Annotated in this window: 11 protein-coding genes and 1 pseudogene; 6 read left to right on the forward strand and 6 right to left on the reverse strand. The window is 63.2% G+C overall.

Features of this window, described 5'->3' with window-relative positions; genetic code table 11:
• Nucleotides 1-12: 12 nt before the first annotated feature.
• Nucleotides 13-156: pseudogene (locus NJG22_RS24630) on the reverse strand (type II toxin-antitoxin system RelE/ParE family toxin); the annotation flags it as partial.
• Between the two features lie 432 nt (nt 157-588).
• Here NJG22_RS24630 and NJG22_RS00105 point away from each other — a divergent pair.
• The 4 genes from NJG22_RS00105 to NJG22_RS00120 are packed head-to-tail and all read left to right on the forward strand — an operon-like array spanning nt 589 to nt 4031.
• The gene (locus NJG22_RS00105) at nt 589-1302 is read left to right on the forward strand and encodes an ABC transporter permease (protein WP_217849982.1); all 714 of its coding nucleotides are present in this window, start codon (nt 589-591) and stop codon (nt 1300-1302) included.
• 13 nt (nt 1303-1315) lie between these two features.
• Nucleotides 1316-2227 (forward strand): glycine betaine ABC transporter substrate-binding protein, encoded by a 912-nt coding sequence (locus NJG22_RS00110; RefSeq protein WP_253091645.1) that lies wholly within the window; start codon nt 1316-1318, stop codon nt 2225-2227.
• Entirely contained in the window at nt 2224-2877 is a 654-nt protein-coding gene (locus NJG22_RS00115; RefSeq protein WP_253091646.1) for an ABC transporter permease, read from the forward strand. Before NJG22_RS00110 ends, NJG22_RS00115 begins: the two co-directional genes overlap by 4 nt.
• On the forward strand, nt 2874-4031 hold the full coding sequence (locus tag NJG22_RS00120; protein WP_253091647.1) for an ABC transporter ATP-binding protein: 1158 nt from the start codon (nt 2874-2876) through the stop codon (nt 4029-4031). Before NJG22_RS00115 ends, NJG22_RS00120 begins: the two co-directional genes overlap by 4 nt.
• Nucleotides 4032-4280: 249 nt before the next feature.
• Here the strand turns inward: NJG22_RS00120 and NJG22_RS00125 are convergent, their stop codons facing one another.
• The 3 genes from NJG22_RS00125 to NJG22_RS00135 all read right to left on the reverse strand — a co-directional run bounded on the left by NJG22_RS00125 (nt 4281) and on the right by NJG22_RS00135 (nt 8263).
• Nucleotides 4281-6698, reverse strand: a complete 2418-nt coding sequence (locus NJG22_RS00125; protein ID WP_253091648.1) for a TonB-dependent siderophore receptor — start codon at nt 6696-6698, stop codon at nt 4281-4283.
• 108 nt (nt 6699-6806) lie between these two features.
• Complete coding sequence (locus NJG22_RS00130; protein WP_253091649.1) at nt 6807-7760, reverse strand: FecR family protein; 954 nt, start codon at nt 7758-7760, stop codon at nt 6807-6809.
• Between the two features lie 17 nt (nt 7761-7777).
• Nucleotides 7778-8263, reverse strand: coding sequence for a sigma-70 family RNA polymerase sigma factor (locus NJG22_RS00135; RefSeq protein WP_253091650.1), 486 nt, complete (start codon nt 8261-8263; stop codon nt 7778-7780).
• A 642-nt stretch (nt 8264-8905) separates the two neighbouring features.
• On the opposite strand from NJG22_RS00135, the gene NJG22_RS00140 reads away from it, so the two are divergent.
• Nucleotides 8906-10069, forward strand: a complete 1164-nt coding sequence (locus NJG22_RS00140; RefSeq protein WP_253091651.1) for a type III PLP-dependent enzyme — start codon at nt 8906-8908, stop codon at nt 10067-10069.
• A 197-nt stretch (nt 10070-10266) separates the two neighbouring features.
• On the opposite strand, the gene NJG22_RS00145 is transcribed toward NJG22_RS00140, so the two are convergent.
• A complete protein-coding gene (locus tag NJG22_RS00145) occupies nt 10267-11022 on the reverse strand; it encodes a tetratricopeptide repeat protein (RefSeq protein WP_253091652.1) in 756 nt (251 codons plus the stop codon).
• 3 nt (nt 11023-11025) lie between these two features.
• Nucleotides 11026-11706, reverse strand: coding sequence for a Fe2+-dependent dioxygenase (locus NJG22_RS00150; protein ID WP_134689973.1), 681 nt, complete (start codon nt 11704-11706; stop codon nt 11026-11028).
• 225 nt (nt 11707-11931) lie between these two features.
• Between NJG22_RS00150 and NJG22_RS00155 the strand changes: the two genes are divergently transcribed.
• Complete coding sequence (locus NJG22_RS00155) at nt 11932-14169, forward strand: TonB-dependent siderophore receptor (RefSeq protein WP_253091653.1); 2238 nt, start codon at nt 11932-11934, stop codon at nt 14167-14169.
• Nucleotides 14170-14227: the final 58 nt, after the last annotated feature.

Below are 14227 nucleotides of genomic sequence, written 5' to 3' on the forward strand. Positions count from 1 at the left end.
CCCGCTATCTGCGTTGAACCTCAACTCTTTCATGTTCGAATGCCTCGAGCCCTTCAGCGTGTCCACATGTGGACGACCCAATGCGGGGCCAAAATGCTTGAGCAGATGAAGCTGAGCCAGCAGTTCATCCTGGACTACCTCGGTCAGCGCTTGCAGTTAGGCGCTGAACTCTCGGCACATTCCAATTGACCACCGCATTAAAACACCTCCAAGGGAATATTCCCTCAAGCGCATACCCAGATGATTCGAGAAGAAATTCTGAACACCTGTGAAACGCCTCGATAGCAGGTGCTTCAACGCCCCAACGTAATATCTACGCTTGTTTTTCGCGTGAAAATTCCTACAACCCAGTGATTAGCACTGGCCAAATGCCGCCCCAGATGGGAACCTTTACGCCCACGGAGACGTCCACTCCCCTGCAACCCGCTTCGGTTCAGGGCTGGTTTCACCTGCTTCACGAGCCCGACGGGGTTCGGCTCATGGCCTGATGCCACGCATCGCGCTGCTACTCGCGACCACGCTGCCCGCCGCCAGGAATGGCCGGCCGCACGGGGGTGTGATCGCCGACTATAAAAAAGGAGTCCGCCTGTGGCTGCACGCTACGGAAAAGGGCTGTTGGGATGGGCCGCCGTGCTCGTCATCCTGGCCCTGCTGGTCCACTGGATCGGCATCGACACGATCGCGCGCTATCGCGACGATCTTGGTTTCTACCTGCAAGCGCACCTGGTCCTGGTGCTGGCTTCGATGGCGGCGGCGCTGGCCGTGGGCATCCCCGCCGGCATTGCCTTGAGTCGACCGCAGCGGGTCGACAAAGCCGAACGCTTCATGCAGTTTTTCAACGTAGGCAACACCATCCCTCCCCTGGCCGTCCTGGCCATCGCCCTGAGTATCCTGGGCATCGGCGCAGGCCCGGCGATCTTCGCGCTGTTCCTCGCCTCCCTGCTGCCCATCGTGCGCAACACCTACGAAGGCCTGAAGAACGTCCCCGCCGCGCTCAAGGAAGCCGCCACCGGCATCGGCATGACCCCGCGCCAGCAGCTGTGGCAGGTGGAACTGCCCAATGCCGTGCCGATCATCGTCGGCGGCGTGCGCGTGGCCCTGGCACTTAACGTCGGCACCGCGCCCCTGGCATTCCTGATCGGCGCCAACAGCCTGGGCAGCCTGATCTTCCCCGGCATCGCCCTGAACAACCAGCCGCAACTGTTGCTCGGCGCCGCGTGCACAGCGCTGCTGGCCCTGGTGCTGGATGCCCTGGTGAGCTTCTCCAGCAAGCGCTGGCTGGAACGCGGCCTGGCCGGATAACAAGAGGGAACCCATGAAAAGAATCATCGCCTTGCTGCTGGGCGCGGCCCTGCTATACGCAGGATTTGCCCAGGCAGCGGAGAAACCGCTGGTACGCATCGGCGCGCGGGTGTTCACCGAACAGACCGTGCTCGCCGAAATCACCGCCCAATACCTGCGCGCCAATGGCTTCGACGTGCGCGTGACCAGCGGCCTTGGCAGCAACATCGCACGCCAGGCCCAGGAGACCGGCCAGCTCGACCTGATGTGGGAATACACCGGCGTCTCGCTGGTGTCGTACAACCATATCGACGAGCGCATGCCCGACGCCGAAGCCACCTATGCCCGGGTCAAGGCCCTGGATGCGCAGAAGGGCCTCATCTGGCTGGCTCCGTCGCGCTTCAGCAACACCTATGCCCTGGGCCTGCCCAAAGCGGTCGCCGCCGCCTACCCGCAGATCAACTCGATCAGCGACCTCAACCAGGTGCTGCGTGACGAACACCAGCGCCCCCACCTGGTGGCGCTGGACACCGAGTTCGCCAACCGCCCCGATGGCCTGGTCGGCCTGCGCGAGCTGTACGGCCTGCCGCTGGACCGCCGCAACATCCGCCAGATGGACGGCGGCCTGGTGTACACCGCCATGCGCAACAACCAGGTATTCGCCGGGCTGGTGTACACCACCGACGGCCGCCTGAACGCCTTCGAGCTCAAGCTGCTGGAAGACGACAAGCACTACTTCCCCGACTACACCGCCGCCCCGGTCGTGCGCAAGGCCGTGCTCGACGCCCACCCGCAGCTGGCCGGGCTGCTCAAGCCGCTGGCCGAACGACTGGACGACCAGACCATGCGCCAGCTCAACGCCCAGGTCGATGTCGAGCACCAGAGCCCGACCCGGGTAGCCGCCGCCTTCCTGCGCGAGCATTCACTCAGCGAGGTGCAGCCATGAACCTGCTCGACACCTTCGCCCACCTCGACTGGACCCAGGTCCTGCAACTGACCGGCCAGCACGTTACCCTGGTCGGCATCGCCGTGGGCCTGGCCATCGTCGTCGGCGTGCCGCTGGGCATCCTGATGACCCGCTTCCCTGTGTTCGCCGGGCCCCTGCAGGCCAGCGCCACGGTGCTGCTGACCATCCCCTCGATCGCCCTGTTCGGCCTGCTGCTGCCGTTCTACTCCAAGTTCGGCCAGGGCCTCGGCCCGCTGCCGGCGATCACCGCGGTGTTCCTGTATTCGCTGCTGCCGATCCTGCGCAACACCTACCTGGCCCTGACCAACGTCGAGCCTGGCATCCGCGAAGCCGCCCGCGGCATCGGCATGACCTTCGGCCAGCGCCTGCGCATGGTCGAGCTGCCCATCGCGGTGCCGGTGATCCTCGCCGGGGTGCGCACCGCCGTGGTGATGAACATCGGCGTGATGACCATCGCCGCCACCATCGGCGCCGGTGGCCTGGGCGTGCTCATCCTCACCGCCATCAGCCGCAGCGACATGTCGATGCTGCTGGTCGGCGCCGTGCTGGTCAGCCTGCTGGCGATCATCGCCGACCTGCTTCTGCAAACCCTGCAACGTGCCCTGACTCCGGAAGGACTGCGCTCATGATCGAATTGAAGAACCTCAGCAAGACCTTCAACGTCAACGGCAAGGACGTCAAAGCCGTCGACTCGGTTAGCCTCACCGTCAACGAAGGTGAGATCTGCGTGTTCCTCGGCCCCTCGGGCTGTGGCAAGAGCACCACGCTGAAGATGATCAACCGCCTGATCACGCCAACCAGCGGCCAGGTGTTCATCAACGGCGAGGACACCACCGGCCTGGACGAGGTGACGCTGCGCCGGCACATCGGTTATGTGATCCAGCAGATCGGCCTGTTCCCCAACATGACCATCGAGGAGAACATCACCGTGGTGCCGCGCCTGCTGGGCTGGGACAAGCAGCGTTGCCACGACCGCGCCCGCGAGCTGATGAGCATGATCAAGCTCGAGCCCAAGCAGTACCTGCAACGCTACCCACGCGAGTTGTCCGGCGGCCAGCAGCAACGCATCGGCGTGATCCGCGCCCTGGCTGCCGAAGCGCCGGTGCTGCTGATGGACGAGCCGTTCGGTGCGGTCGACCCGATCAACCGCGAGATGATCCAGAACGAATTCTTCGAGATGCAGCGGGCACTGAACAAGACCGTGATCATGGTCAGCCACGACATCGACGAGGCGATCAAGCTCGGCGACAAGATCGCCATCTTCCGCGCGGGCCGACTGTTGCAGCTGGACCATCCGGACACCCTGCTGGCGCACCCAGTGGATGATTTCGTCAGCAATTTCGTCGGCCAGGACAGCACGTTGAAGCGCCTGTTGCTGGTGCGGGCCGAGGATGCTGCGGACAACGCGCCATCGGTGAGCCCGCAAACCCCGGTGAGCGATGCGCTGGAACTGTTGGACGAGCATGACCGCCGCTACGTGGTGGTCACCGATGGGCAGAACAAGGCGCTGGGCTATGTGCGCCGGCGCGACATGCACCGCCAGCAGGGGACCTGCGGCGATTTCCTGCGTCCGTTCAATGCCACCGCAGCCCATGACGAGCACCTGCGCATCCTGTTGTCGCGGATGTACGAGTTCAACCGGGCCTGGTTGCCGGTGCTGGATGCCGAACAGGTGTTCCTCGGCGAGGTGACGCAGGAGTCGATTGCGGCGTACCTGAGTTCGGGGCGCTCGCGGGGGGCGAAGACCAGTATCGTGTCGCCTGCCGAAGCCGTGACCTCCTGATAGAAAGCCGGGGCCGCTGTGCGGCCCATCGCGACACAAGGCCGCTCCCACAGGCACTGCGCCGCCCTGAAGGCTGATGCCGTACCTGTAGGAGCGCACCTTGTGTCGCGAAAGGGGCGCAAAGCGCCCCCGGCAATAGCAAATCAGCCCCCGCCCACAAACGCGGCGCCGCCCTGAAGGCTGATGCCGTACCTGTAGGAGCGGCCTTGTGTCGCGAAAGGGGCGCAAAGCGCCCCCGGCAATCGTGAATCAGAACCCTACACTGGCCTGCACATAGAACGTGCGCGGCTCACCCACATAGATGCCGGCATTGTTGTCGCTGGAGCGGGTGAAATACTGCTTGTCGAACAGGTTCTTCACCCCCGCCGCCAGCTTCAGGTTCGACAGCTGCGGGCCGAATTCATACCCGCCACGGGCATGCCAGGTCACGTACCCCGGAATATCGCCATACTGCCCGTCGGCGCTCGGCTCGGTGATGTAGTTGCCGTTGAAGCTGCCATTGGCGTTCATCCCGGTGCCCGGCGCGCGCTGCTTCGACTGGGCGTAGGCATCCAGGTTCCAGGTCCAGCGGTTGACCTGGTAGCGCAACCCGGCGGTGGCCACCTGGCGCGAATAGAACGGCAGGTCGCGGCCCTTGAACCCGGGAATCTCGCCTTCGTAGGTGGCACGGGTATAGGTGTACCCGGCATTCACCGACATCCCTTGCAGGCGCGGGTCCAGGCCGGACAGGTCGTAGCGCGCCGAAGCCTCGATGCCCTGGTGCTTGGTGGCGCCGAGGTTGGTCCAGCCGACATCGTTGCTGATGTACTGCAACTCATCGTCGAAATCGATGTAGAACGCAGTCAGTTCACCCGCCCAATGGCCGTTGTCATAGCGCGTGCCGATCTCATAGGTCTTGGCCTTCTCCGGCTCCAGGCCGTTGGCAGTGCTGTCGCCGCTGCCGCCCTGGCCGAGCTGGAAATACTGCAGGCTGCCGAACGAGGTCTCGTAGTTGGCGAACAGCTTCCAGGCGTCGGACAGGTGGTACATCACGCTCAATGCCGGCAGCGGCTCGTTGCTGGTGATGCTGCGGTTCTTCTCCGCCACCGGGCGCTGGTTGGCGTCCAGCACCGGGCGATCGCGCCAGTCGGTGTTGATGTGCTCGAAGCGTATGCCCGGGGTGATGGTCCAGTTGCCCACGTCGATCTTGTCGTCGATGTAGTAGGCACTGGCCTCGGTGCCGCCGCTGCGGTCCTGGAACACATGGCCATCGGAGCTCGGGGTCGCGGTCGGCACATTGTCGATCAGCGCCAGGCGGGTGGACTGCTCGCGCATCGCTTCCTTCAGGTAGCGATAGCCGACGCTGACTTCCTGGGTGGTCGGGCCGACGAAGAAGATCCGCGACAGCCGCGGCTCGATGGCGAAGGTATGGTAGTTGCGCGGATACGCCGACAGGGTCTTCATGTCGCGCGCGGCGATGGCGCTGCCGCGGAAACTGTCGGTGTAGTAGGTCAGTACCTCGAACTGGGTGGCGTCGTCGATCTGCCGCAGCCACTTGAACGACACATCCTTGCGCCGGCCACTGAAGTAGTCGTAGTCGCGCAGCGACTGGTAGGGGTTATGGTCGTTCTGGGCCTGGGTCAGGCCGCCGGGCATGTCGGCGCGGCCATCGTAGTAGTGAAAATTGAGCCAGAACTCGTCGACATCGGTCGGTGCCCAGTGGGTCTTGAGCATCACGTCGTCGATGTCATTGCCGTTGTTGCGCTCGCGATAGCCATTGCCGTTGACCCCGGTGTACAGCAGGGCCACGCCCATGCCGTTGTCGGCGGTGCCACCGACGAAGGCCGACTCGGTGTGCTTCCAGCCACCGTGGCGCGAGGTTTCCACGCTGGTCGACAGCTCGCCGGTGGCCTTCTCGGGAATCGCCCGCGTGACGAAGTTGATCACCCCACCGACGTTCTGCGGGCCATAGCGCACGGACCCGGCGCCGCGTACCACATCGATGCTGTCGAGGTTGCCCGAGGAGATCGGCGCCATCGACAACTGCGGCTGGCCATAGGGGGCGAAGGCCGCCGGGATGCCGTCGATCAGCACCGTGGAGCGTGGCGACAGGCGCGAGGTCAGGCCACGCACCCCCACGTTCAGCGACAGGTCGCTGCCGCCGGTGCCGTTGGAGTCCTGCACCTGCACGCCCGGAATGCCGCGCAGCACATCGCGTACGTTCATCGCGCCCTGCTCGACCATCGCCTCGCGCCGGACCACGGTGCGCGCGCCAGGGTGGTTCTGCACCACGCTCTGGTCGGCATCGCCCAGCCAGTCACCCACCACCTTGATGTCGGTAGGCGCCAGCTCCAGGCTGCCGGTGGCCTGGGCGCCGACGCTTTCGGCAGGCTTGAGCACCACGGTGTCGGCGGATTGCTCGAAGGTCAGCCCGCTGCCTTGCAGCAGTTGCTGCAGCGCCTGTTCCGGCGCCCACTCGCCCGACACCGCCGGGGCCTGCTTGCCGGCCACCAGTTGCGGGCTGAAGAACAGTTGCAGGTGGGTCTGCTGGCCGAGTTGCTGCAAGGCGCCAGCCAGTGGCTGGGCCGCGATCTGCAAGGTATCGGCATAGCTGTTGCCTGCCGCGGCACTGACCGCCAGGGCCAGCGCCAGGCGGCGCAGCGGGAGAAGGGGCTTATTGTTGTTCACGTCTTCGAGGGGTCCTGAGAGTCGGGATGAACGCCAACTGCATGCGAATGTAAATGCTTGGCAGTTGCAGCTGGCGGGGAAGACGAACGAACGGATAAAAACCTGAATCTATTTTGCGATTATTTCGCTGGAGCCGTCCGCGTGCTGGCGCACAGCCACCGGCAGAATGTTCGGCAGGGCCCGCAACAAGGCATCCGGGTCATCGCTGCTGAAGGTGCTCGACAGGCGCAGGTCGGCCACCTTGCCCGGCGCCACCCGCAGTGGCTGGGCGCGGTAGCGCGACACTTCGGCCACCACTTCGCCAAGCGGGGCGTTGTCGAACACCAGCTTGCCGTGGCGCCAGGCGGTCAGCGCATTGGCATCGATGGCATAGGGCGCGGCGACCTCGCCCTGCGGGTCGATATGCGACCCCTGGCCCGCCGTCAGTCGTGCCCGCGAGGCTCCGGCGCCCTGCACCTGCACCGAGCCCTGCTCAACCGCCACCCGGGTGCTGTGCGCATCCTGGCGCACGTCGAAGCGAGTCCCGGTAACGATCACCTGGCCTTGCGCGGTACTGACCACGAATGGCCGACTGCTGTCATGGGCGACGATGAACATCGCCTCGCCCTGGCTCAGTTGCACATGGCGACGGCCAGCCGAGAACGCCACCTGCAGTTGGGTGGCGCTGTTGAGTTCCAGCTGCGAACCGTCGGGCAACTCGACCCGGCGGCGTTCACCCAGCGCGGTGCTCAAGTTGTCGTGGTGATTGAGCTGCCGGTACTGCCAACCACTCCAGCCCAGCCCCAACGCCGCCAGCGCGACACCCGCCGCCAGGGCCTGGCGCAACAGCCGCCGACGCGGCAACTGGCGCACCGGCTGCGCCTGACACAGCGCAGCCAGGCGCTGGCGCGGAATCAAGCCGGCCGCCCGCCACAAGCGGTCCAGGCGCGCATACTCCTCGGCGTGCCGAGGGTCCTGCGCCAGCCACTGCTCCAAGGCCAGGCGCAAGGCCGGGTCCTGTGGCGCATCCTGGACCCGGGCGAACCAGGCGGCCGCCTGCTCGCCCACGGGGTGCTGTTTCATCAATGGGGTCTCCTGACTCATCCGGCCGACACATCCAGGTGCTCACGCAGATGTCGGAGCGTGCGGATCATATACTTTTCGACCATGTTCTTGGTCAAACCCATGCGCTCGGCGATCTCCGCCTGGGTCAGCCCCTCCAGTTTCTGCCAGATGAACACCCGCCGGCAGTTCAACGGCAGCTCGGCCAGCGCCCGCTCGACGCGGTCGGCCAGCTCCAGGGCGTGCATGTAGGCTTCCGGGTCGCAAGCCTCGGCGGGTTGCGTGAAGGCCTCCAGCGCCAGGGCCTGGCGCCGGTCCTCGCGGCGATAGCCGTCCACGGCGATATTGCGCGCGGTCTGGTGCAGGTAGGCGCGCGGCTGCTCGACCTGTTCGCGCGGGTTTTCCAGCACGCGGACGAACGCATCGTGGGTGAGGTCCTCGGCCTGCTGACGACTGCGCAACTTGCGCGTCCAGGTGCCGATCAGCTCGTGGTAGTGGTCGAGGAAGCCTTTGTGTCCGGACACGGTCGGTTCGTCAGGGAGGCAGGGGCGCGAATAGTAATATTTCTCATAAAGGACAGCAATCCACCCCAATCCGCTAGCGACCCAGTGGGCCAGTAACAAAAAATTTATCGCTGATTTGAGAAAAAAACCGCGTTACGCAATGTGGTCATAAATATGAACACCCGCCTGGCGAACACAACCAGTGAGCGCCCCCCGACCAACGGTTACCGAGCCATTCTGATGGGCTTTCGCAGCGAAACCCAAGCCATCGTGCAAAGAACGGAGCTTCCAGCCAATCGCAGCCAGATCGCCACCTGTTCCACAATTTTTTACGCTTTGCCACCGCCAAGGAACATCAGCGCCCCAGGCTGGTCGGTTATTGCAGGCACAGGGTGGCCAAACCAGGCCAACCCCCCCTCCTCGGCTGTTGATCTTGCCGGTTTCACGTCCTAAAGTGCGCGCCGAACGTCCATGCTGGAAACGATCCATCCGGCTCAAGTACTGACGACGAGACAGCAAGGTCACCCGCCGCCCTTTCCGGCACGGTTGACCTTTTTGCTTTCGGCGACATGCCTTGGGAAGTAGGCGAACCAAAGTGGGGATACGGAGGACGTTCAGTTTGCTGCCACTTACCTTTTCAGTTTGCCCATGGAGCCCTCGAGCATGTCGATCCAGGTCGAAGACTATTTCGCGCGTGACACCTTCCAGAAGATGAAGGCGTTCGCCGACAAGCAGGAAACCCCGTTCGTACTCATCGATACCCAGATGATCAGCCAGGCCTATGACGACCTGCGCGCAGGTTTCGAATTCGCCAAGGTCTACTACGCGGTCAAGGCCAACCCGGCCGTGGAAATCATCGACCTGCTCAAAGAGAAAGGTTCGAGCTTCGACATCGCCTCGATCTACGAGCTGGACAAGGTCCTCGGCCGTGGTGTCAGCGCCGAGCGCATCAGCTATGGCAATACCATCAAGAAGTCCAAGGACATCCGCTACTTCTATGACAAGGGCGTGCGCCTGTACGCCACCGACTCCGAAGCCGACCTGCGCAACATCGCCAAGGCCGCGCCGGGCTCGAAAGTCTATGTGCGCATCCTCACCGAAGGCTCCACCACCGCCGACTGGCCGCTGTCGCGCAAGTTCGGCTGCCAGACCGACATGGCCATGGACCTGCTGATCCTCGCCCGCGACCTGGGCCTGGTGCCATACGGCATCTCCTTCCACGTCGGCTCCCAGCAGCGTGACATCAGCGTCTGGGACGCGGCCATCGCCAAGGTCAAGGTGATCTTCGAGCGCCTCAAGCAAGAAGACGGAATCGAGCTGAAGCTGATCAACATGGGCGGTGGCTTCCCGGCCAACTACATCACCCGCACCAACAGCCTGGAAACCTACGCCGAGGAAATCATCCGCTTCCTCAAGGAAGACTTCGGCGACGACCTGCCGGAAATCATCCTCGAGCCAGGCCGCTCGCTGATCGCCAACGCCGGTATCCTGGTCAGCGAAGTGGTGCTGGTGGCGCGCAAGTCGCGCACCGCCGTCGAGCGCTGGATCTACACCGACGTGGGCAAGTTCTCCGGCCTGATCGAAACCATGGACGAGGCGATCAAGTTCCCGATCTGGACCGAGAAGAAAGGTGAAACCGAGGAAGTGGTGATCGCCGGCCCGACCTGCGACAGCGCCGACATCATGTACGAGAACTACAAGTACGGCCTGCCGCTGAACCTGGCCATCGGCGACCGCCTGTACTGGCTGTCCACCGGTGCCTACACCACCAGCTACAGTGCGGTGGAGTTCAATGGCTTCCCGCCCTTGAAGGCCTACTACCTGTAATGCACGACGGGGTCGCAAGGCCCCGTTTCTTTTGCCGTTTCAAACTACCTCGCCCCCTGTAGGAGCGGCCTTGCCGAGGCGTCGGACCGGTCGGAAAGGGCCGCAGAGCGGCCCCGGCGATCTTTGCATCAGCAATGAAATCCTGGGGCCGCTGCACGGCCCTTTCGCGACACGAGGCCGCTCCTACAGGGATTGCGTCAGTCCTGAAATCTGCGCTGCTCGATCTCCTCGGCATACCGCGCCGCAAAGGCCTCCAGCACCGGCCCCGCGCCCTGCAACGTCACCAGCGCGCTACGCAGGAAGTTCAGGTTACCCTCGACCCGCGCCCGCTCCAGCCACGGCCCGGCTTCGGCAACCTCGCCGCGCTCGACCAGCACCAGCGCCAGGCTGAACATCCCGCGAAAATCCCCCGCCTCGGCTGAACGGCGATACCAGCGCACCGCCCGCGCCGGGCTCGCGGTGGTGGCAATGCCCTGCTCCAGGTAACGCCCATACAGGTTCATCGACTTGGCATGCCCCAACTGGGCCGCCTGTTCGTAGCAGCCCAGCGCCTGGGCCTGGTTGGCCGGCACGCCACGTCCGGTAGCCAGCAGGTTGCCCAGGTTGTACATGCCCCAGTCCAGCCCGGCATCCGCCGCGTGGGCGTAGTGAATAGCGGCCTGCGCCAGGTTCACCTCGCCGCCCCAGCCGTGCTCCAGGCAACGCCCGAGCATGTTGTGGGCCATGGCGCTGCCGCCCTGGGCGGCAATGCCGAACCAGCGCCGGGCGACCACTTCATCAGCTTCGATGCCTTGCCCATCGAGCAGGATCTGCCCCAGCAACAGCTGGGCCTCGAGCACTCCCTGCCCGGCTGCGGCGAGGATCGCCTGGGCCGCCTGGCCCGGGCTGTGCTCGAGCATTGTCCGCAGCCCGGCCGCGTCCACCACCTGTTCACGGCGCAATTGATAAGACACGATTCAGACCTCGGCCCAGCGGCGCAGCAGGTTGTGGTAGGTGCCAGTCAGCTGCAGCAGCGAGGGGTGCTCGGGCACATCGGCGCCGAGCTGGCGGATAGCATTGTCCATCTCGAACAGCAAGGTGCGCTGGCTGTCCTCGCGAACCAGGCTCTGGGTCCAGAAGAACGCGGCATAGCGCGCGCCCCGGGTCACCGGGTTGACCTTGTGCAGGCTGGTGCCGGGGTACAGTACCAGGTCGCCGGCGGCCAACTTGACCTCGCGCACGCCATAGGTGTCCTGGATCACCAGTTCGCCGCCGTCGTAGCTGTGCGGGTCGCTCAGGAACAGCGTCGAGGACAGGTCGGTGCGCACCCGCTCGGCACTGCCCTTGGGCTGGCGCAGGGCATTGTCGATATGAAAATCGAAGCTGCCGCCCTCGCGATAGCAATTGATCAACGGCGGGAACACCTTGTGCGGCAGCGCCGCCGACATGAACAGCGGGTTGCGCCACAGGCGGTCGATCAACGCGCCGCCGATCTCCTTGGCCAGCGCATGGCCCTCGGGCAGTTGCAGGTTGTGCTTGGCCTTGGCCGACTGATAGCCCGCGGTGACCTTGCCATCGGCCCAGTCGGCCTGCTCCAGGGCCTGGCGGATACGCAAGATTTCGTCGGCATCGAACAGCCCGGGAATATGAAGCAGCATGGCAACGGCACCTGATGGGCATGGAGTAAGGGCGCAATGATATTGATTACCTTTTACGCAGGACAAGCCCCCGGCATTGATCCACGACGTATGACCCCGCAAAAACCGTAAGGTGAAATTGTAAAGAATGTAAATTTCTAGCGAATGGTAACGCTTCTCAATTGTTCCTTACATTCGCTTACATTATCATCCGCGGCCTTCATACCTTGGGGAAGGTCCATCACCATGCGCCACGTGCCAACCGCTGTGAGTTCACCACGCCTGCTCGTTTCCGCCATTGGCGTCGCCGTTACCACCGCCGCTGCGGCTCAGGTTGCATCCGCCGCGCAAGCCAACGATGCTGCCATTTCGCTAGATGCGACCAGCGTGAACGCGACGCAGGACACCACCAGCTACAAGGCCGATACTGCCAGCTCGAAAAAGTACACGGCGCCACTGCGCGAAACCCCAAAGAGTGTCACCGTAATTCCGCAACAAGTGATTCGTGATACCGGCGCAACCACCTTGGTAGATGCGCTGCGTACGACGCCAGGCATCACCTTCGGCGCTGGCGAAGGCGGCAACCCTGCCGGCGACCGCCCGATCATCCGTGGCTTCAACGCCGAGAGCGACGTTTTCGTCGACGGCATGCGAGACGTCGCCTCGCAAAGCCGGGAAATCTTCAACGTCGAATCGGTCGAAGTCAGTAAAGGTCCTGGTTCGGCCTTCACTGGCGCGGGCTCCACAGGTGGCAGCCTGAACCTGGTCACCAAAACAGCAAAGCTGGGTGATGCTTATAACGGTGGGTTCACCTGGGGTAGCGATCAAACCAAGCGCACCACGCTGGATCTGAACAAGCAAATAACCGACAGTTCGGCATTTCGCTTGAACCTGATGAAGCACGAAGCCAACGTCGCGGGTCGCGATGGCGTGGATGTAAGCCGTTGGGGTGTTGCCCCGTCTTTCGCCTTTGGCCTGGGTACCGATACCCGCGTGACGGTAGGCTACTACCACCTCAAGACCGACGATATGCCGGACTACGGTATCCCACTGACGCGCAGCGCCACGCGCAGCAAATACAACGTGGACAAGCCCGCGCATGTCGACCGTGACAACTTCTACGGTCTCAACAGCCGTGACTACCGCAAGACCAGCAACGACAGCGGGACCATCCGGATCGAGCACGATCTGAACGACAACTTGACGCTGTCCAATAGCTTCCGGATGTCGCGCTCGACGCTCGACTACATCGTGACCAACCCTGATGACAGCAAGGGCAACGTTGCCAACGGCACCGTCTATCGGTCCACCAAGAACCGCAACTCCACCTCTAAGGGCTGGGTCAACCAGACCGACCTCAGCGCCAAATTCAACACCGGGTTCATCGAACACAGCCTGGTTACAGGCCTGGAGTTCACCTACAGCGACACACACAACCGTGGCTATGTAATCACCTCCAGTGCCGGTACAGGCACAACCTGCAACCCTGCTCTGCTAGGTTCAGGTGACTGCACCAGCCTGTACGATCCGTCTCCGAAGGACGGTTGGTCGGGCACCATTACCGACAGCCCGGCCTATACCGACACCGACACCAAAACCCGCGCCGCTTACGTTTTCGATACGCTGACATTCAATGAGCAGTGGTCGCTGAACCTTGGTCTGCGCTATGACGATTACCAGACCAAATCCAGCGGTTACAGCACCGGCGGACGCGGCTCAGTGGCCGGTGACTTCTCCCGTGAGAACAATGCGCACCTGTGGAACTACCAACTGGGTGTAGTCTACAAACCGCTGCCCAATGGCAGCATCTACGCAGCCTGGTCGACCTCCAGCAACCCATCGGGTGAGACCAGCGGCAATGGCGGCTTAGAACTCGCGGCCAACAACAGCAACCTCGATCCAGAACGCAACCGCAACTATGAGATCGGAACCAAGTGGGACTTCTTCGACGAGAACCTCTCGCTGACAGCAGCGCTGTTCCGGACCGACAAGACCAACGCACGCGTGACCGACCCAGACAACGCCACCTACCAGGTACTGGACGGAGAACAACGCGTCCAAGGGTTGGAACTGACCTATGCCGGCAATCTGACCAGCAAATGGAAGGTCTATGGCGGCTACACCTACATGGAAAGTGAAATCGTCAAGACCACCACCGCTGCAAACCAAGGCAACCACATGCCAAGCACGCCGCGGAACAACTTCACCTTCTGGTCAACCTACGACATTGTTCCTCAACTGACTGTCGGCGCCGGCGCCACCTTCGTCGATTCACGCTTCGGGGATGAGGCCAACTCTGTCGAGGTGCCGTCCTACTGGCGTTATGACGCGATGGCAACCTATCGTCTGACCAAGAACGTCGACCTGCAGTTGAATCTGCAAAACCTTACGGACAAACGCTACTTCGACCAAGTGTTTTCCACCCACTACGCACACGTTGCAGCGGGTCGTACAGCACTCATGAGCGCCAACTTCCACTTCTGATGGTGTGACAAAAAGCCCCGTTCATTCCCATGAACGGGGCTTTCGCATATCAAGGCAT

The organism is Pseudomonas sp. VA159-2, assembly GCF_024126635.1.
Taxonomy (GTDB): Bacteria; Pseudomonadota; Gammaproteobacteria; order Pseudomonadales; family Pseudomonadaceae; genus Aquipseudomonas; species Aquipseudomonas muyukensis.